Source organism: Anaerofustis stercorihominis DSM 17244 (assembly GCF_000154825.1).
In the GTDB taxonomy this organism is placed as follows: Bacteria; Bacillota; Clostridia; order Eubacteriales; family Anaerofustaceae; genus Anaerofustis; species Anaerofustis stercorihominis.
The window spans coordinates 105,806-124,616 of sequence record NZ_DS560019.1; the positions used below are offsets into that span (position 1 = coordinate 105,806).

An 18,811-nucleotide genomic window follows, 5' to 3' on the forward strand; every position below is an offset into this window, starting at 1 on the left:
TAAACTATTTGCTTATTCTGTCTAAAACTTCTTTATATGTTTCTTCAACATCACCAAGGTCTCTTCTAAATCTGTCTTTGTCCATTTTTCTGTTTGTATCTTTATCCCAAAGTCTGCAAGTATCAGGAGAGATTTCATCAGCTAAAACGATTTGTCCGTTATATCTTCCGAATTCGATTTTGAAATCGATAAGTTTTAGATTGCTTTTCATAAAGAATTCTTTTAGAAGTTCATTGATTTTAAAAGTATAATCTTTTATAGTTTCGATTTCTTCTTTTGTAGCAAGTCCCATTGCAAGTACATGGTAGTCATTGATCAAAGGATCGTCGTATTTATCTTCTTTATAACAGAATTCGAATACTGTAGGATCAAGCTCCATTCCTTCTTCCAAACCTAAGTTTTTACAAATAGAACCCGCAGCAACATTTCTGATGATTACTTCAACAGGCACGATTTCAACTGCTTTTACAAGCTGATGTGTGTCGTCAAGCATTTTAATAAAATGTGTAGGAACACCTTTTTCTTCAAGCATACCAAAGATAATGCTCGTCATCTTATTATTTACTACACCTTTATTTGAAATAGTATCTTTTTTCTTTCCGTTGAATGCTGTCGCGTCATCTTTATATTCGATGATATATTCATCTTTCTTGTCGGTCTTAAATACTTTTTTTGCTTTTCCTTCGTATAACATTTCTAATTTTTCCATTTTAAATACTCTCCTTAAATTCTTTCTTGTAACTTTCTATCTTTTTCAACAACTTCTTTTTCCATTGTTACTTTATATTCTTCAAGCTTCTTTTCCAAGTCTTTATCTTTTAGGGCAATCATTTGAATAGCTAAAAGAGCCGCATTTTCCGCACCGTCAACCGCTACCGTTGCAACGGGTATACCTTTAGGCATTTGAACTATGCTGAGAAGCGAATCCATACCGCCCATCAAAGATGTCTTTATCGGTATACCGATAACGGGAAGAGTAGTCATAGCCGCCAAAACTCCGCCTAAATGAGCAGCTTTACCTGCCGCCGCAATGATAACATCAAATCCGTTTTCCTTTGCATTTCTCGCAAAGTCTTCCGCCTGCTTCGGAGTCCTGTGTGCGGAGATCACTCTCGCTTCATATTCAACACCGAAATCCTTTAATACTTTTAAACCTTTTTCAACAACTCCTAAATCGGAGTCGCTTCCCATTATAACTGCTACTTTACCCATTTTTCTCTCCTTTTATTTAAAATATTCAACACCGCTAAGGAATATATTTTGTTCCATTTCACCATAGATATTCTTATATAGGTTTGTGCCTTTTCTTTCACTATGTCCCATTTTACCCAAGATCCTTCCGTCAGGAGATGTTATACCCTCTATGGCGCATACACTTCCGTTTTGGTTTACTCTAGGAGAAGAGGATAAGTTTCCGTCTGCATCTACGTACTGAGTTGCGACCTGTCCGTTTTCTATAAGTGAAGAGAGCACTTCATCGTTACATACAAACCTTCCTTCTCCGTGTGAGATAGGATTTATGAAAGTATCTCCTACCTTTACGTTTTTGAACCAAGGCGATAAGTTTGAAGCAACTTTTATATAAGATATATTCGCAATATGTCTGTTTGTTAAATTAAATGTAAGCGTAGGACTGGTTTCGTCCAAATCCCTTATTTCTCCGTAAGGAACAAGACCCGTCTTTATAAGTGCTTGGAAGCCGTTGCAAATACCGAGCATCAAACCGTCACGTTTTTTAAGAAGATCCATGACAGCATCTTTTATCCTCTCGTTTTTAAATACACTTACGATGAATTTAGCCGAACCGTCAGGCTCATCTCCCGCAGAGAAACCTCCCGGAAGAGCTATCATTTGTGAGCTTCTTATCCTTCTTTCAAGTTCTTTTACGGAATCTTCGATATCATTTTGAGTTTTATTTTTAAATACGAATATATCGCTTTCTGCCCCTGCTTCATCAAAGGCTTTCGTCGTATCATATTCGCAGTTGTTACCCGGGAATACCGGAACGAGGACTTTCGGAGAAGCTATGCTCGTCTTTCTCGTGATAATGCTTCCCTTTGTATATTCGATTTCTTTAACTTTTGTTTCGACACCGCTGTCGATTGGGAATACGCCTGTTAGAGGATTTTCCCATTTTTCTATAAGTGTATCGAGGTCTAATTCTTCATTTCCTACCTTGATGATTTTTGCTTCTGTTGTCTTACCCAGTAAAACAGCATTCTTATCATTCAAATCTTCGCTTGTTTCGATTATTATGTCGCCGTAGTTTTTAGCGTAAATATCATAATCACTATCCAAGAATTCAAAACCTATTTTATTACCGAAGCACATTTTTGATACCGCTTCTGCGACTCCGCCTACGGTAATGGATTTACTTGATTTTACTTTTCCTTCTTCGATCAACTTATGAACCAAATCAAAAGCACTTCTTACGCTGTCGTAGTTTGGAGTATTGTTTTCGGTTTTATCTATTTTTATTACATATACATTATTACCTGCATTTTTAAAGTCACTGCTTACAACTTTATTTGCATCCACCACACCAACAGCGAATGAAATAAGCGTAGGAGGAACGTCTATATCTTCAAAAGAACCCGACATACTGTCTTTTCCGCCTATTGCGGGAGTATTTAATTCAAGCTGAACTTTTAAAGCACCGAGAAGTGCAATGAAAGGTTTAGCCCATCTGGTAGGGTCTTTTCTTAGTCTTTCGAAATATTCCTGGAACGAAAGTCTGAGTTTCTTATAATCGGCACCCATGCTTACAGCTTTCGATACGGAAGAAAGCACCGCATAAACCGCTCCTATATATGGATTTTCACTTAAAAGCTCAGGGTCGAATCCGTTGGTCATAACCGTAGCGGTAGTTGTATCACCTTTTTCAAGAGGTACTTTTGAAACCATTCCGTCCACTTCACTTAACATATATTTACCGCCATAAGGCATCAAAACATTGTTTGCCCCGATAGTATTGTCAAAATATTCAACAAGACCCTTTTGAGAACAAACATTGTGATTTGTGAGTATATTTATAAAGTTTTCTTTATGAGATTTGTTTTTATCTGCTAAAGTTGATATTTCATCGGAAGTTTTTCCTACTTTTATAGAAGCATTCTTGCTTGCTCCGTTTGTATCTACGAAGCTTCTCTTTATTTTAAGTACTTCTTCGCCGTCTTTTGTCATTACGATATTTCCGTCGTTTGTAACGGTAGCCACTTGAACGGCTTCAAGATTTTCTTTTTTAGCGGCTTCGATAAATTTATCTTTATCTTCTTTTGCTATTACGACAGCCATTCTTTCCTGAGACTCGCTTATTGCTATTTCCGTAGCATCCAGTCCGTCATATTTTTTAAGTACACTGTCGAGATTTATATTCAAACTGTCTGCAAGCTCGCCTACTGCAACGCTTACGCCGCCTGCTCCGAAGTCGTTGCATTTTTTTATCATCTTCGCAACTTCATCTGTCCTGAACAGTCTTTGAAGCTTTCTTTCTTCTATAGGGTTGCCCTTTTGAACTTCACTTCCCGCTGTCAATACGGATTTTTCGGTATGCTCTTTTGACGAACCGCTAGCGCCTCCGATACCGTCTCTTCCCGTTCTTCCTCCAACTAGGATTATTACATCTCCCGGGTCGGAAGTAAGTCTTTTTACGTTTTCTTCTTTAGCCGCAGCTATAACAGCTCCGACTTCCATTCTTTTTGCTACATAATTCGGATGATAATATTCTTTGACTTGTCCTGTTTGAAGACCTATTTGGTTTCCGTAAGAAGAAAAACCGTGGCATGCACCTGTAGTTATCTTTCTTTGAGAGAGTTTACCCTTTAAAGTCTTATCGTAAGGAACTGTAGGGTCTGCACTTCCCGTTACTCTCATAGACTGATAAACATAAGCTCTTCCCGAAAGAGGATCTCTGATAGCTCCGCCAAGACAAGTTGCGGCACCCCCGAAAGGTTCTATTTCCGTAGGGTGATTATGTGTTTCGTTCTTGAACATGATCAGATATTTTTCGTCTTTACCGTCAACATCGACATCCGCCCTTATACTGCATGCGTTTATTTCATCGCTTTCTTCAAGATCGGGAACAAGTCCTCTGTCTTTTATTTCTTTCGTACCTATCACAGCCATATCCATTAATGTAACAGGTTTATTTTTTCCCGCATATAATTTATCTCTGAGTGATAAGTATTCATCATAAACCGACTTGATTTCGTCGTTTACTCCGCCTTCTTCGATTTCTATATCTGTAAGATGAGTAGAGAAAGTAGTATGACGGCAGTGATCCGACCAGTATGTATCCAAAACCCTGATTTCGGTTAAAGTCGGATTTCTCTTTTCGTCATTTTTGAAGTACTCCTGAATTAGTTTTAGGTCATTTATATCCATAGCAAGACCCATTTCATTTAAAAGATTATTCAAATAATCTTCATCACCATCTGTAAATCCTTCTATTATCGGAGTCTTTTTAACTTCGACTTCTTCTTCGCTTAGATCTATCTTACTGTTTACATCAACTTCTCTTGAATCAACGGGATTTATAAGATAATTTTTTATTTCTTCCAAATCTTTATCTGTTATATCCCCTTCAAGTATATATATCCTTGCGTTTTTGATTTTTAAATCTTTATTGGACATGATCAAATTTGCACATTGTTCCGCAGAATCTGCTCTTTGGTCGTACTGTCCGGGAAGATATTCAACACCAAAAATTTTAGCACCGTCAAATTTAGGAAGTTCATCGACAAACACATCATCTACATTTACTTCGCTCAGAACATTTTTAACAAGATTATCAAAATGTTCCTCACTGTCTACAAGTAAGTCATAACGATTGAATATACTAAGCTTCGCTAAACCCGATATATTTAAGTTTACTTTTAAGTCTGACAGTAAATTTGCACCTGAAGTGTCAAATCCATCTTTTTTACCTATAAATACTCTTTTTATCATCTTTTACTCCAAATCATGTAATAATATTAAAAATTTTATAACTTTTTGTGTATTATTTAATAATACCACATTTTTATAAAAAGTAATTAGTCTTTTTATACTTTTTTATATAAAAAACTATAAAATTTTGTTATAAATCAGACAATTTCTCTTAAATAAATTTTTATATAACATGTGTCACATTATGTGTTTTTCATTAAAAGAAATACGCTAAATTTTACACTATATGATGATTTTTTTCAATGTTTTTAAGTTTTAATTTTAGGTTATTTAATTAAAAAGATTCGAATTTTCAGTTAAGAGAGAAAAGTAAGGGACGCGGAATCTGCCGAAGGCAGGCGTAGTGCCCCGAAATATAAAATCCCCTCCTCATGATTAAAGGAAGGGATAAATAAAATTATTCAGTATTATACGCCTAGTTTACTTTCTCTGATTAGTTCGGTATCGGTGAAATTATGAGATGGTGAATATCCCGGTATAGGCATTATATTTTCATGGAATGCGTCTACTATCCACTCAGGCTGAGGGAAGAATGTATGGTCAAGTTCATGTGCAGGTGTTATCCAGTTTTTAGCTCCCACTACTACAGGAGGTCCGTCCAAATAATCGAATACAAGTCTTGTTATGTTACTTGCCATATCCTGAAGATGTGAACCTCTGGTTACCGCATCCGATGCGAGGATTATCTTGCCGGTTTTCTTAACAGATTCAATAACAACTTCATAATTGAAAGGAACAAGGCTCCTTGCGTCGATTACTTCCGCACTTATACCATATTCGCTGAGTTTATCCGCAGCTTCTATTGCGGTATATAATGTAGGTCCTATCGTAAGTATCGTTACATCGGTTCCTTTTCTCTTTATGCTCGGTTCACCGAATTCCACTTCGTAATATCCTTCGGGAACTTCCGCTTCAAATTCTTCGCCTTTATCGTACATCTTTTGGCTTTCAACGAATATTACAGGGTCGGTTCCTCTTAGGGCAGAATTCATAAGACCTTTTGCATCGTAAGGAGTATTAGGATAAACTACTTTAAGTCCCGGTATATGGGTACAAAGTCCGCTCCAGTCCTGAGAATGCTGTGCACCGTATTTGTTGCCCACAGGAAGTCTCAGTATTACAGGTATCTTAAGTACCCCCGCACTCATCGCATGCCATTTAGCCATTTGGTTGAATACTTCATCTCCGCATCTTCCTATGAAATCTGCATACATAAGTTCAGCTATGACTCTTCCGCCCGCCATTGCATATCCTACTGCGGTACCTGCTATGGCTGCTTCAGAAATAGGAGAGTTAAATAGTCTGTGATAAGGAAGTGCTTCCGTAAGACCTCTGTATACGGCGAAGGCTCCGCCCCAGTCACGACATTCTTCGCCGTACGCTATTAACGTAGAGTCATTTTTATATCCTTCCAGTATAGCCTCAAATAAGCCGTCTCTGATTTGGAATGTCTTATTCTTGGACACTGCTTTTCCGTCTTTATCATAAGCAGACCTTACTTTTCTTGATATGGCATTTACTCTCGGATTATCTTCAAGGTTTATCTCTGGAGTCCTGCTTTCATCTCTGTTTACTATTTTTTCATCACTGAACATGATGTTTTCCATAAGTTCTGGATGATTATCCAAATCCATTCTAGGAGAGATTTCAGGGTCTATGGAAAGTTTAACGGCTTTTTTGATATCTTCTCTTACTTTTAGTTCGATATCTTTTAAATCTTTTTCGTCGCATATACCGGCTTCAATCATTTGATTTCCGAAATCGATTATAGAATCCTGAGCTTCCCAAGCGGTAACTTCTTCTTTTGTCCTGTATGTAGAAGCGTCTGAAGGAGAATGTCCTGTAAACCTGTATGTAATCACTTCAAGCAGAACGGGACCTTCGCCCTCTTCGATTATCTTTCTCTTTCTTCTGTATGCGTCTATTACCGCAAGAGGATTGTATCCGTCTACTCTTTCCGCGTGCATTTGGTTAGGAGTCACTCCCGCACCAAGTCTTGCCACCATATCGTAAGCCATGGTTTCGCCTTTTGTTTGTCCACCCATTCCGTAGCTGTTGTTGAATACATTGTATATTATAGGAAGTCCGCCGTTATATCCCTCTTCCCAAAGTCCTCTTAGCTGGTCCATACTCGCAAAGTTCATTGATTCATATACGGGACCGCAGCCGATTGCTCCGTCTCCGCAGTTGGAAATTACTATACCTTTTTTCTTGTTAGCTCTTTTAAATAGTGCCGCACCCGTTGCTATAGGAGCACAACCTCCTACAATGGCATTGTTAGGATAAAGTCCGAAAGGCAAGAAATAAGCATGCATCGAACCCCCGAGACCTTTTGAAAATCCCGTTTCTTTTGCAAATATTTCAGCAAGGAAACCATACAGATAAAAGTCTCTTGCTATTTCTTTTACATCATCAGTATCCGTATTTTCTTTTATTATCTTATATATCTTTCCTTCATCGAATTCTTCCATGATTTTAATAAGTTCTTCATCGCTTAATTTTTCTATTGCGGAAAGACCTTTAGCCAATACTTCTCCGTGGGCACGGTGAGAGCCGAAAGAAAAATCGTCTATTGTAAGGTCGTAAGCCTGACCTACATAAGCCGCTTCCTGACCTATTGCAAGATGCGCCGGTCCCGGGTTATTATATTCCATACCCTCATAGCTGTTCGTGGTCTTTATTAGATTGAGCATCGTTTCAAATTCTCTTATGTACCACATATCTCTGTAAATCCTCTTAAAATCATCTTTAGAGAATTCATCTGTAACATCTTTAACTTTCTTTTGATACTCGTTAACTTTTATATTTTCAAACTTTATTTCACCCTTTTTTCTCATTTCATTAGGGTCTACAAATATGCTTTTAGTCATTTTTAACTCTCCTTATAAAGTAAATATCGCTTCTCTTATAATTTCGCCTACACTCGGATGAGGGAATATTATTTTCTTGATTTCATCTATACTAATTTGGCTTTCTACCATAGTCACGGCACCTAGTATGAGTTCGCTTGCATAGTTCGCTATCATATGTACGCCAACAAGCGTATTCCATTTTTTATCCACGACTATTCTTATGATACCGCTTCCGCCTTCGTTTTCCGCAACGTATCTTCCGGAATACTGCATAGGAAGTTCTTTTACAATTACGTCCATTCCCTTTTCTTTTGCGCTTTCTTCGCTCTCTCCAACAGAGGCTATTTCGGGATTTGTATAAATAACGCTCGGAACCGCATTATACTTCATCCTATCTTTTTTACCGAGGATATTGTTTACCGCTACTTCCGCTTCTCTGTAAGCGGTATGAGCAAGCATGATACCTCCTACACAGTCTCCAACGGCATAGACGTTCGCTACGTTCGTTTCCTGTCTTTCATCTACCTTTATACATCCGCGTTCTATAAATATATTTAAATTCTCAAGACCGAGACCTATCGTATTTGCTCTTCTGCCTATTGAAAGAAGGACTTTATCCGCTTTTACTTTTTCTTCTTTTCCGTCCTTTTCAAAATATACATATTCATTATCAAGCTTCGTTACTCTGGAACTTAAGTTAAATGTTATGCCTTTCTTTTCGTATTCTTTCTTTAAAATCCCGGAAATTTTAGCATCGGTCGGCCCTGCAATTTTATCAAGCATTTCAACTACTGTCACTTTGCTTCCGATACTGTTGAAATAACTTGCCATTTCAAGACCTATGACTCCTCCTCCTATCACAACGAACTCTTTCGGAGGTTCATCAAGCTTTAATACTTCTTTGTTCGTAAGCACAAATCCGCTTTCAAGCCCCTCTAAAACCCCGGGGATAGGAGGTTTAACACTGTCCGAACCGCTGGCGATTATCAAATATGTACTTTCCTTTATTTCTCCATTTACTTCGACTTGTACCTTGCCGTCCTTTTTACCTTTTATAACGGCACTTCCTGTTATTACATCCACTTTTTTCGATTTAAGAGCCGCAGATACACCACCGACCAAAGTCTTTATTACTTTATCTTTTCTTTTTATTACGGCTTTATGGTCTATACTTATCTTTTCAGCCTTAACTCCGTATTTATCTCCGTGAAGAGCTCCGTCGTATAATTTGGCTGAATATAATAATGTCTTTGTAGGTATACATCCTTCGTTAAGACATACACCGCCGATATGTTCCTTTTCTATCAAAAGAGTTTTCTTTCCGCCTTCCGCCGCTCTTTCGGCAGCAAGGTATCCGCCCGGACCTGCTCCAATAACGATTACATCATACATAAAAATATTTCCTCCTATTTTGCAAGTAATGCACTAAAGTTTTCCAAGTTTTCGCATAAATCTTTGAGTAACCTTGCCGCGTCCGCTCCGTCAACAGCTCTGTGGTCACAAGTAAATGATAAGTTCATAGATTTATAAGGAACGATATTCCCTTCTACCACTTTTACTTTGTCCGTAAGCCCGCATACACCGAGTATCCCTGTTTGAGGAGGATTTACTATAGGTGTAAAACTTTCGATACCGAATGAACCAAGGTTGCTGACCGTAAAGCTGGCTCCCGTAAGAAGATCTGGACTTATTTTCCCTTCTCCTGCCATAGAACCGAGTTCTTTGGCTCTTATAGATATTTCATTTAACGACATTTTATTTGCATTAAATATGGTCGGAACAAGAAGTCCTCTAGGCGTATCTACAGCCATACCTAAATTAACATTATTGAATACTCTTAACTTTTCATCATCATAATGAGCATTGAAGCTCTTATGTTGAAGTAAAGTCCTTGAAACAGCGTACATTATTATATCGTTGATGGTTATATTGACAAGCCCCATCGCTTCACTGCTTTTCTTTAAAGTCTTTCTGTAAGACATCATTTCTGTTGCGTCAAATGACCTGTTAAAAGTAAGCTGAGCCATATTTGTAAGCGAAGCATGCATGGATTTTGCAATAACTTTTCTTACATTTGAATGTTTGATATCTTCATATTCAGCGATTTCTGCATTATTTGCAACGTTTACATCAACGGCGTCACAAACCTCTTTATTATCTTCACCTTTTACGATTTTAAATCCGTTTTTAGCGAGAGTCAAAACATCTCTTTCAATTATCCTTCCGTCAGGTCCCGTAGGGACTGCTTTAGACAAATCAAGATTTTTTTCCTCTGCCATCATCTTTGCCCTAGGAGAAACTTTCTCTTCATCTCCCTTTTTGGTTGATACGATAACAACTTCTTCTTTTGCTTCACCAGCTTCATTTTTAACTTCCGCTTCTTCTTCGATCCCGGATGAAGCACTTAAAAATTCACTGATGTCATCTCCTTCATTTCCTATCACACATACCGTGTCAAGACAAGGCACGTCGTCTCCTTCTTCCGCTAAAATTTCCAAAACGGTACCGTTCACTTTAGCTTCTTCTTCAAAAGCAGCTTTATCCGTTTCATATTCGAATAAAACATCTCCTTCTTTTACGCTGTCACCTTTTTTAACGTTCCACTTAGTGATGATACAGCTTTCGACTGACTGCCCCTGTCTGGGCATAATAACACCGGTTGCCATACATTACCTCCTAATAAAATATTGTTATTTTAAATAGTTATTTACTATTTTTTATCTATAAAATTTTTAATAAGATAATCTGCTATCCTATCAGAACTGTTTCCGTCCAGATATTTATAATGGGTATTTATAAATTCATCATAGCCGCTTAAATCAAATTTGTTGTCCTTTATGAGCCTTATCACATCGTCCGTCTTTTTTACCTGTTCGCCTATCATCTCTGTTTCAAAATCCTGATAAAATCCCGGATCATCTATATATTCTTCAAGGTCGTATACATAAAGTATAAGAGGTTTTCTTAAAACAGAATATTCTATTACCGCAGAGGAGTAATCGGTGATTAATATATCGCAGACAGGCATCACCTTATTCAAAACATCTTCCTTATCTAAATACTTTATGAAATCATCATCTTTATTATCTTCGGATTTCGCATTTAAATGAGGTTTATACAAAAGGACATATCCCAAACTTTGGAGTTCCTCTTTCATTTTTTCGACATTCAAATGAAGTTTTGTATCTTTTTCATTTCCTCTTCCTCTGAACGTAGGAGCATATAGGATGATTTTCTTACTCTTTAGATTTGGATATTTATCATAGAATTCATTTTCCACTCTATCCAAAACATCTTCTTTAAAGAACAGATCCGTTCTGGCACTTCCGAGCACCAAGACCTTCTCTTCGTCCATACCGAATGCGGTGGCATAATGCTTCTTTGAAAAATCGCTTCCCATTATGCAGTAGTCATAATTCTTATGTCTGAACTTATCCTCAACGGCTTCTTCTTTGATTTCAACATCATTACCGAATTTTTTCATCGCTCCGGCAGCATGCCAAACCTGAATTACCACAGTCCTTTTTTTATGCTTTATGACATGAACTGGGAAATAAGCATTATCTACTATAAATACTCTTGAAGTTGCAAGATGATATACCCCTTTAACAAGTCTTAAAAGGTATAAAATCTTACCTTTGAGTGAATAATCGTATTTATCAAATAAAAATACAAACTTTAAATCGTCTCTTTTTTCTTTTAATGCCCTATATATATATTTTATATTTCCGTCCAGTTTTGTATTTCTCGGAGTGGAAAATGTGATTTTTTTATTATTTACGGGTATCAAACAAAAAAGATAATAAAAGAAATGTAAAAATATGTTCGATAATGTATATTCTAACTTGTTCATATATTGTCCTTTTCCTTTTTATATTTCTATACCGTAATTATACTTTATAAAGTTTCTTTTGTCAAAGAAAAATCAGCTTTAAAACGTAAAAAATGCTTGTTTTTATTTTCATCACGAAACTAAATGTAAGTATTTAATGGTAATAAATCAATTTTAAAAAATTTAAAATTTTCAGACAAATCGATTATGACTATTACTTTTTTTTATAGTTATGATACAATATTTTACCATGATAAATATTAAAAAAGAGGTAAGTAGTATGTTTTACATCGATATGATAATATCAAAATTAATAATATTTTTAATAAACATTATTGATAAAAGCAGAGGAACGGATCTGCCGGGAAAAATCGCTTTAAAACTTAATAAAAACTTCCCGCTGGGATTTAAAAATATAGATTACGATAAGGTGATTTTCGTAACGGGGACCAACGGAAAATCCACAACGACGAATTTGATACATCACGTACTTAAATCAAATGATTTCAGCGTAGCTTCAAACCTTGAAGGAGCGAACCTTATAGCGGGTATCACGACGACACTTATCAAAAACTCAACAATAACAGGAAAATTAAAACCTGAATACTTCGTATTTGAAATAGATGAAAGGTCTCTTAAGAATATACACAGAGTTATTCCCGCAAAACACTTGGTGATAACAAATCTTCAAAAAGACCAGGTACACAGAAATGCCGACCCCGATTTTATCTTAAGGAAAATAAAAGATGTAGTCAAAGAAGATATGCACTTATACTTAAATAATGAAGAACCGAGAAGCAAGTCTTTTGAAGACAGTGCCGATACGGTCACCTACTACAGCGTAGATAAAAATTCAAGGTCTGTAGTCGATGAAGACAGACTCGGAGTAACGATGCCTTGTCCTAAATGCAACCATAAAATCAATTTCAATTATTATAATGTAGACAACGTAGGAGATTTTAACTGTACAAACTGCGGGTTCAAAAGTAAAGAAACCCCTAAATACCAAATGAAAGATGTGGATTTCGAAAACGCAACTTTCACATACGACGGGACAACATTCAAAATGCCTTACAACGTTCCTTTCATGATGTATAACTACGCACTTGTTATCGCTCTCGGAGATACACTTGGGCTTACAAAAGAACAAATGCAGCATTCTTTCAACACCTTTATAAATATCGGCGGAAGAATAGAGACTATAAAATACAAAGATAAAGAACTTAAATATATAAGGATAAAACAGGAAAACCCTGAAACTCTCCAGTCTGCAATAGATGTAGTGGCAAATGACAAGGAAGAAAAGACTTTTATTTTGGGACTTTGTATAATAAAAGACGAACCGCCTCACTATACAAATACATTTTACGCTTACGACTGCAACTTCAATGAACTGGTAAACTCGAACGTAAAAAAATACATCGCCTTTTCGGAATATGTATGCTACGATACGGCAAACAGATTCGTATATGAAGGTGTGGATAAAGAAAAAATAGCTGTTTTAAACACGGATAATGTTGAAAAGATACTTGAAGAAGTGGATAAAGCAGGATGTAACAATGTGTACTTGATAACATGGCTAGAAACATTTATAGACATCAAAAATTACGTTAAGAAAAACAATTTATAGGAGAGAAAAATGGGAAAAGAAATAAATTTAGCTTACCTATATCCGGATATATTAAATCTTCACGGCGACAGAGGAAACGTCCTTGCTTTTGAAAAGGCAGCAAAAGATATGGGGATCGAGTTGGTAACAACAAGGATAGACAGTATCAGCGAGAAAATAGATTTTGATAAGTTTGATATTATCCTTTTGTCTCCGGGAGAACTGAAAGTAATGGATACCATAGCAAATGCTTTCGATAAACAAAGAGACGAACTGGAAAAATATATAGAAGAAAACAAATATTTATTCGTTATCGGGACTACGGGGGCGATACTGGCAAAAGATATAATATTTGAAAACGGAAACAAAAAAGAAGGTCTAGGTATCTTCGATATGACAGCGGAGGAAAGAAGCTCCATATACGGAGACGATTTGACATTCAATGCAGATATAAACGGACAGGAAATGGAAATAATCTCTTGCCAGATAAATTCCATAAACATGAAATTTAATACGGATATAACTCCTTTCGGAAGGGTAACTTACGGATACGGAAATGACAGCGAACATAAAGAAGGAGCAAGAAGAAACAATCTTATTTACACAAATGCTTTGGGACCGGTATTTATTAAAAACCCTTGGATGACCCAGGAAATAATCATTGATATAGCTGATAAAAAAGGTATTGACGTAGAAAACAAAGACTTGGATTTTTCTTTAGAAATAGCGTCAAAAGAAACAATAAAAGATTTTATCAGTAAAAAGGAAGCGGTAAAATAAAAAAGAGGCGTTATGCCTCTTTTTTTTATTTAAGTTTCGTATTGGAAACATATACACCCAAAAGGACCAAAATGCTGCCGACAAGCTGGAGAATAGTAAAACTTTCGGAAAGTATCACTATACCGCTCAATATGGAAACAACGGTAGAAAGCCCTACAAAAGAGGCAGTCTTATTGGTACCGAGATATCCGATAGCAGTATTAGAAAGGAGAAATGCAATTATTGAAGCACCAAGCCCCAAATATAATGCTGTAATCAAGAATTCACGGTTAACAAAAGGGAGCACGATGAAATCATAAAAAGTACCCTTTATCAAGTTATCTCCCATACCAAGTGCCCCAAAGAATACAAAACCCATACTTATCATTATGTAAGTCTTTTCGATATTTGTAAAGTTATCTGATTTTTTACAGTATACGGAATATAGGCTGTAAGACAAAACAGCCATGAAAAGCATTGAGTAACCAAGTATATCGAATGAAGCAGATAAACCTTTTACTATAACGGTAATTACGACTCCGATGAAAGTAAGGCTTATACCGACTATCTGATTTTTGTTTGGTTTTTCCTTTAAAATAAGTGCCGAACATAATATAGTCACGATAGGTATGCTCGCTATTATAGTTCCGCTTTCGCTTGCAGTGGTAAGCTCTATACCGAAAGTCTCCGAGGTAAAATAAATGACCGGACAAAACAAAGCAGTCATTAATATAGGTTTTAAACTTTTATCCTTAAAATCTACTTTTATTACCTTAAATAACAAGCATAAGTTGATACCTATAAAAGCAATGATAAATCTCCAGCTTAAAACATCAATGGGAGTAAAAGATAACGTGATATTTTTCGTAAATAAATAACTGAGTCCGAATATAGTTTCGCAGACCGCCGCACAAATGATCCCGATGGTAAACTTTTTGTTCATTTTGTATCTCTCTGTATTTAAATTTAAATCATTAATAATGATACATTAAATGAAAATCAAAAACAAATTTAACAAGGAATTTTAGAGAAAAACCGATAAAAAGTGCGATATTACATAAAAAAATACAAAATTTTGCACAGTTTGCGATATGTCACACATATTCTGTCGTAAAAAATACTATTATTAAATATATATTTTTATATCCTCCAATCCTAAAAATGTACGTACTAACTTCGATATCAATAATATTTTTAAGGAGGATTTATTCATGAATTTAAGGAAAGCAGTAACAGACAGAATTAAAGAATTATGTAGGGAAAATCATATGAGCATAAATGCAATGGCAAATATGTGCGGCATGCCTCCATCTACTATTTACAGTATAATGAAAGGCAAGAGTCAAAATCCGTGTTTGAACACCGTATATCATATTTGTTTAGGCATGAATATGCCACTGTCCGAATTCTTTGACAGCCCGATATTCAGTGAATACGAAGATATATAAAAATGTAAAAGGACCGCTTTAATATAAAGCGGTCCTTTTAAAGAAAAAATGGTAAACATATATAATTATTTGGAAATAATTAGCCTTTATATTTTTCGTCAAGCTTTGTTACTTCATCCACATTGCTTTGACTCTTGCATCCCTCTACAAAATCATTATCCAACCAGTGTTTCAAAACAACCTTTGCTGTTTCTTTCCCTATTACCCTGTATCCCATAGTAATGATTTTTGCATTGTTGCTTAAGCTTGCTCTTTCAGCAGAATACGGGTCATGGCAAACAGTAGCGAATACTCCGGGAACTTTATTTGCGGCAATACTCATACCAATACCAGTACCGCAGAACAGAAGTCCTCTGTCGTAATCTTCGTCCCTTACAGCCAAAGCAACCTTTTCAGCAACGTTAGCATAGAAAGTCTTGTCGCTTTCTTCTTTTACACCAAGGTCCGTAACTCCGTATCCTTCATCTTTCAAATAAGATACTATTTCATCTTTCAAAAGTAAACCGACAGCGTCGGCACCGACTGCTATTTTTTTCATCTAATCTCTCCTTATTATTCGTAATCAAATCCGGTACATTTATTCATGACTTTTACTATTGTGTCATATGCGTTTTTATCTTCAAAAAGTATTTCATACAAAGCCTGAAGGAACGGAAGTTTACTTCTGTCAAGTACACCTTTTTCTTCAAGCTGAGGGATAAGTTCCCATGCAAACTTTATCGCATTATAACCTTCAACGGTTATATCTTCGTCTCTCATCTTCTTTATAGCTTTCGTTCCGGGCATTCCGCCCCCGCACACTTCACCCAATATCCTGTTCCTGCCGGCTTCACATGTGATTTCCAAATCCCCTACTCCCGGCTGTCCGATAACAGAAGAATAGCTTCCGCCCATTGCTTTTGTAAGGACACCCATTTCCGCTACCGCAAAGGTAAACAGTGCCGCTTTACAGTTATTGTTAAGCTTTCCGTCAAGTTCTTTAAAACCTTCCGCCATACCGAGTCCTATAGAATATGCATTCTTCATTGCCGCACAGATCTCTAACCCGATCACATCACTTGATATACCTACATTGTATTTATCCGTCACAAGAAGGCTTCTCATGTATTTTGCAGCCTCTATATCTTTACTTGCATAATCTACCGAGTTAGGACATTCCCATACCACTTCGACAGCTTTACAAGGGCCTCCCACAAAGACAAAAGGAATTTTACCCACTAAATTTTCCGGAAGCAGTTCCTCTAAAATATCCGGAAGGATTATTACTTTATCCTTATCCTTCAAATCATATTCAAACCCTTTTGCCACACTTCCCACTACCATACCTTCTTTTAAATAAGGTATAGCTTTTTTAAATACACTAGCAAGTCCATCGCTTGTGATACCCATAATAACAAGGTCGGCATCCTTCATAGCTTCTTCCAGCTCTTCATTATAAAAATAATTTATCCCGTCCTCGAGCTTACACTTATGTTTTATATGAGTACCGTCTTTTTTCAGCTGGTCTATAATTTTCGTATCAAGATGTGTCCCCCATAAATTAACATTGTGTCCGTTCTTTCTGAGCGGTGTGGTTAGGGCACTGCCCATCGCACCGGCGCCAAGTATTGTAACATTAGCCATATTATATGTACCTCTCTTTATATAATTACTATATATTATATAAAAAAACCATAACATAATAACACATTTACAATGTGCTCGTGTTATGGTTTCTCTTATAATCTCTTCCAAAACTTGTATTAAGTTATTAACATTATATACGAAATATGAAAATTTTTCAATATATTTTTAATCATATTTCACAACTTTTTTCTCCAAATATGAAACTAAGAAATACATAAGCCCCGCAACGACGGATAGGATAACGACTCCTGCCATTACAAGGTCAAGGTTGAAGACCTGAGAACCGTATACTATCAAATATCCGAGTCCCGCTTTACTTACCAGGAATTCACCCATAATGACCCCGACCCATGAAAGACCGACATTTATCTTCAAAGCATTGATTATATTTTTTATGCTCGAAGGGAATACGGCTTTGGTGAAAATCTGCATTTTACTGGCATTGAATGTCTTAAGTAAAATTATCTTTTCTTCGCTTGCCTGCATAAATCCGGAATATACGCCTATTATCGTAGCGACTATGGAAATGGCAAGGGTCATGATCAAAATAGAACCCATGCCTGCTCCCGCCCATACGATTATAACGGGACCGAGCGCTACTTTTGGAAGTGCGTTGAGCACCACCAAATAAGGATCCAGTATTTTAGCTAACCTTTCGCTCCACCATAGCATCATCGCTATTATGGTACCGAACACCGTTCCCAGAGTAAATCCGGCTACGGTTTCGAATGTCGTAACAAATAAATGGTTATATAAGCTGTGGGTCTTTATCAGATCCACTATAGTTTCAAATACTCTGCTTGGAGAGGAAGTAATAAATTGATTTATCCATCCAAGTCTGGCTGCCATTTCCCATAAAACAAGAAATAAAACCAGGATACCTATCCTAGAAAAACTAACTATGAATCTTTCCTTTTTCTGCTTTATTAGAAATTGTTCATGTTCTCTCTCTTTTAATTCATTATATATGCACATCTAAATCCCTCCAAATCTTATCATAATAATCAGAAAACTCTTTAGCCTTTCGTCTTTCGACGGGCGATAAAGAATCGATTGAAAGGTTGATATCATATATATTTTTGACTTTTGCGGGTCTCGAAGAAACTACGATAACCCTGTCTGCCAAAGATATTGCCTCCGATAAATCATGGGTGACCAGTATTGCGGTCTTATGGCTATTCCTTATTGCAAGGCTTATATCCTCACTTACCGCAAGTCTGGTTTGATAATCGAGTGCCGAGAATGGTTCATCTAATAACAGTATATCCGGTTTAAGTGCAAGTGTCCTAATTAGAGCTACTCTTTGTCTCATCCCTCCCGATAATTGTCTTGGGTATGCGTGCATAAAACTTTCAAGTCCATACATCTTTAAAAGCCCCAAAACATACTCTTTGTCTTCATCATCTATTTTTCCTTTACCTCTTATTTCAAGCCCCAAAAGAGCATTGTCTAATATGGTCCTAAAGGAAAAAAGCTGGTCTTGCTGAAGCATATATCCGATACTGGGATTTTCTTTTTTATATTCATAGTAGCCCGAACTTGGTTCGATTAATCCTGAAAGCATTGATAGAATCGTACTTTTTCCGCACCCGCTAGGTCCTACGAGTGCGATAAACTCACCTTCATATACATCTAGAGAAAACCCTTCTACTGCCGTAACTACACTTTTTTTAGTATGAAAATTCTTAACTAAATCATTAATTTCTACTATAGGCTTTCTCATAATATCTACTCCTTA

Annotated in this window: 15 protein-coding genes; 3 read left to right on the forward strand and 12 right to left on the reverse strand. The window is 36.5% G+C overall.

Going from position 1 to position 18,811, the window contains the following annotated elements; genetic code table 11:
• Window positions 1-4 precede the first annotated feature (4 nt).
• The 7 genes from purC to ANASTE_RS05195 form a co-directional block, all read right to left on the reverse strand.
• Window positions 5-709, reverse strand: a complete 705-nt coding sequence (purC, locus tag ANASTE_RS05165; protein WP_007049914.1) for a phosphoribosylaminoimidazolesuccinocarboxamide synthase — start codon at window positions 707-709, stop codon at window positions 5-7.
• Window positions 710-723: 14 nt separating this feature from the next.
• A complete protein-coding gene (gene purE, locus ANASTE_RS05170; protein ID WP_007049915.1) occupies window positions 724-1,212 on the reverse strand; it encodes a 5-(carboxyamino)imidazole ribonucleotide mutase in 489 nt (162 codons plus the stop codon).
• Window positions 1,213-1,224: 12 nt separating this feature from the next.
• A complete protein-coding gene (locus ANASTE_RS05175) occupies window positions 1,225-4,947 on the reverse strand; it encodes a phosphoribosylformylglycinamidine synthase (RefSeq protein ID WP_007049916.1) in 3,723 nt (1,240 codons plus the stop codon).
• Window positions 4,948-5,354: 407 nt separating this feature from the next.
• A complete protein-coding gene (locus ANASTE_RS05180) occupies window positions 5,355-7,817 on the reverse strand; it encodes an alpha-ketoacid dehydrogenase subunit alpha/beta (RefSeq protein ID WP_007049917.1) in 2,463 nt (820 codons plus the stop codon).
• 12 nt (window positions 7,818-7,829) lie between these two features.
• The gene (gene lpdA / locus ANASTE_RS05185) at window positions 7,830-9,191 is read right to left on the reverse strand and encodes a dihydrolipoyl dehydrogenase (RefSeq protein WP_007049918.1); all 1,362 of its coding nucleotides are present in this window, start codon (window positions 9,189-9,191) and stop codon (window positions 7,830-7,832) included.
• Window positions 9,192-9,205: 14 nt separating this feature from the next.
• Window positions 9,206-10,465: a dihydrolipoamide acetyltransferase family protein gene (locus tag ANASTE_RS05190; RefSeq protein WP_007049919.1), complete on the reverse strand. Its 1,260-nt coding sequence runs from the start codon at window positions 10,463-10,465 to the stop codon at window positions 9,206-9,208.
• A 44-nt stretch (window positions 10,466-10,509) separates the two neighbouring features.
• Window positions 10,510-11,652: a CDP-glycerol glycerophosphotransferase family protein gene (locus tag ANASTE_RS05195; protein WP_007049920.1), complete on the reverse strand. Its 1,143-nt coding sequence runs from the start codon at window positions 11,650-11,652 to the stop codon at window positions 10,510-10,512.
• Between the two features lie 259 nt (window positions 11,653-11,911).
• Between ANASTE_RS05195 and ANASTE_RS05200 the strand changes: the two genes are divergently transcribed.
• Window positions 11,912-13,261, forward strand: coding sequence for a Mur ligase family protein (locus tag ANASTE_RS05200; protein WP_148344965.1), 1,350 nt, complete (start codon window positions 11,912-11,914; stop codon window positions 13,259-13,261).
• Between the two features lie 9 nt (window positions 13,262-13,270).
• Entirely contained in the window at window positions 13,271-14,020 is a 750-nt protein-coding gene (locus tag ANASTE_RS05205; RefSeq protein WP_007049922.1) for a hypothetical protein, read from the forward strand.
• 25 nt (window positions 14,021-14,045) lie between these two features.
• Here the strand turns inward: ANASTE_RS05205 and ANASTE_RS05210 are convergent, their stop codons facing one another.
• Window positions 14,046-14,942 carry a DMT family transporter gene (locus tag ANASTE_RS05210; protein WP_007049923.1) on the reverse strand — a complete coding sequence of 299 codons (897 nt, stop codon included), beginning with the start codon at window positions 14,940-14,942 and terminating at the stop codon, window positions 14,046-14,048.
• A gap of 268 nt (window positions 14,943-15,210) precedes the next feature.
• On the opposite strand from ANASTE_RS05210, the gene ANASTE_RS05215 reads away from it, so the two are divergent.
• Window positions 15,211-15,447: a helix-turn-helix domain-containing protein gene (locus ANASTE_RS05215; RefSeq protein ID WP_007049924.1), complete on the forward strand. Its 237-nt coding sequence runs from the start codon at window positions 15,211-15,213 to the stop codon at window positions 15,445-15,447.
• A 79-nt stretch (window positions 15,448-15,526) separates the two neighbouring features.
• On the opposite strand, the gene ANASTE_RS05220 is transcribed toward ANASTE_RS05215, so the two are convergent.
• From ANASTE_RS05220 to ANASTE_RS05235, 4 genes are all read right to left on the reverse strand, one after another.
• Window positions 15,527-15,985, reverse strand: a complete 459-nt coding sequence (locus ANASTE_RS05220; RefSeq protein WP_007049925.1) for an RpiB/LacA/LacB family sugar-phosphate isomerase — start codon at window positions 15,983-15,985, stop codon at window positions 15,527-15,529.
• 14 nt (window positions 15,986-15,999) lie between these two features.
• Window positions 16,000-17,070, reverse strand: coding sequence for an NAD(P)H-dependent glycerol-3-phosphate dehydrogenase (locus ANASTE_RS05225; RefSeq protein ID WP_039945645.1), 1,071 nt, complete (start codon window positions 17,068-17,070; stop codon window positions 16,000-16,002).
• A gap of 168 nt (window positions 17,071-17,238) precedes the next feature.
• Window positions 17,239-18,048, reverse strand: coding sequence for an ABC transporter permease (locus tag ANASTE_RS05230; protein WP_007049927.1), 810 nt, complete (start codon window positions 18,046-18,048; stop codon window positions 17,239-17,241).
• Entirely contained in the window at window positions 18,035-18,796 is a 762-nt protein-coding gene (locus ANASTE_RS05235) for an ABC transporter ATP-binding protein (RefSeq protein ID WP_007049928.1), read from the reverse strand. Before ANASTE_RS05235 ends, ANASTE_RS05230 begins: the two co-directional genes overlap by 14 nt.
• Window positions 18,797-18,811: the final 15 nt, after the last annotated feature.

What these genes read in the sequence shown, in the direction of transcription:
- purC (WP_007049914.1), bottom strand. Translation starts at nt 709, where the DNA reads ATGGAAAAATTAGAAATGTTATACGAAGGAAAAGCAAAAAAAGTATTT.
- purE (WP_007049915.1), bottom strand. Translation starts at nt 1,212, where the DNA reads ATGGGTAAAGTAGCAGTTATAATGGGAAGCGACTCCGATTTAGGAGTT.
- ANASTE_RS05175 (WP_007049916.1), bottom strand. Translation starts at nt 4,947, where the DNA reads ATGATAAAAAGAGTATTTATAGGTAAAAAAGATGGATTTGACACTTCA.
- ANASTE_RS05180 (WP_007049917.1), bottom strand. Translation starts at nt 7,817, where the DNA reads ATGACTAAAAGCATATTTGTAGACCCTAATGAAATGAGAAAAAAGGGT.
- lpdA (WP_007049918.1), bottom strand. Translation starts at nt 9,191, where the DNA reads ATGTATGATGTAATCGTTATTGGAGCAGGTCCGGGCGGATACCTTGCT.
- ANASTE_RS05190 (WP_007049919.1), bottom strand. Translation starts at nt 10,465, where the DNA reads ATGGCAACCGGTGTTATTATGCCCAGACAGGGGCAGTCAGTCGAAAGC.
- ANASTE_RS05195 (WP_007049920.1), bottom strand. Translation starts at nt 11,652, where the DNA reads ATGAACAAGTTAGAATATACATTATCGAACATATTTTTACATTTCTTT.
- ANASTE_RS05200 (WP_148344965.1), top strand. Translation starts at nt 11,912, where the DNA reads ATGTTTTACATCGATATGATAATATCAAAATTAATAATATTTTTAATA.
- ANASTE_RS05205 (WP_007049922.1), top strand. Translation starts at nt 13,271, where the DNA reads ATGGGAAAAGAAATAAATTTAGCTTACCTATATCCGGATATATTAAAT.
- ANASTE_RS05210 (WP_007049923.1), bottom strand. Translation starts at nt 14,942, where the DNA reads ATGAACAAAAAGTTTACCATCGGGATCATTTGTGCGGCGGTCTGCGAA.
- ANASTE_RS05215 (WP_007049924.1), top strand. Translation starts at nt 15,211, where the DNA reads ATGAATTTAAGGAAAGCAGTAACAGACAGAATTAAAGAATTATGTAGG.
- ANASTE_RS05220 (WP_007049925.1), bottom strand. Translation starts at nt 15,985, where the DNA reads ATGAAAAAAATAGCAGTCGGTGCCGACGCTGTCGGTTTACTTTTGAAA.
- ANASTE_RS05225 (WP_039945645.1), bottom strand. Translation starts at nt 17,070, where the DNA reads ATGGCTAATGTTACAATACTTGGCGCCGGTGCGATGGGCAGTGCCCTA.
- ANASTE_RS05230 (WP_007049927.1), bottom strand. Translation starts at nt 18,048, where the DNA reads ATGTGCATATATAATGAATTAAAAGAGAGAGAACATGAACAATTTCTA.
- ANASTE_RS05235 (WP_007049928.1), bottom strand. Translation starts at nt 18,796, where the DNA reads ATGAGAAAGCCTATAGTAGAAATTAATGATTTAGTTAAGAATTTTCAT.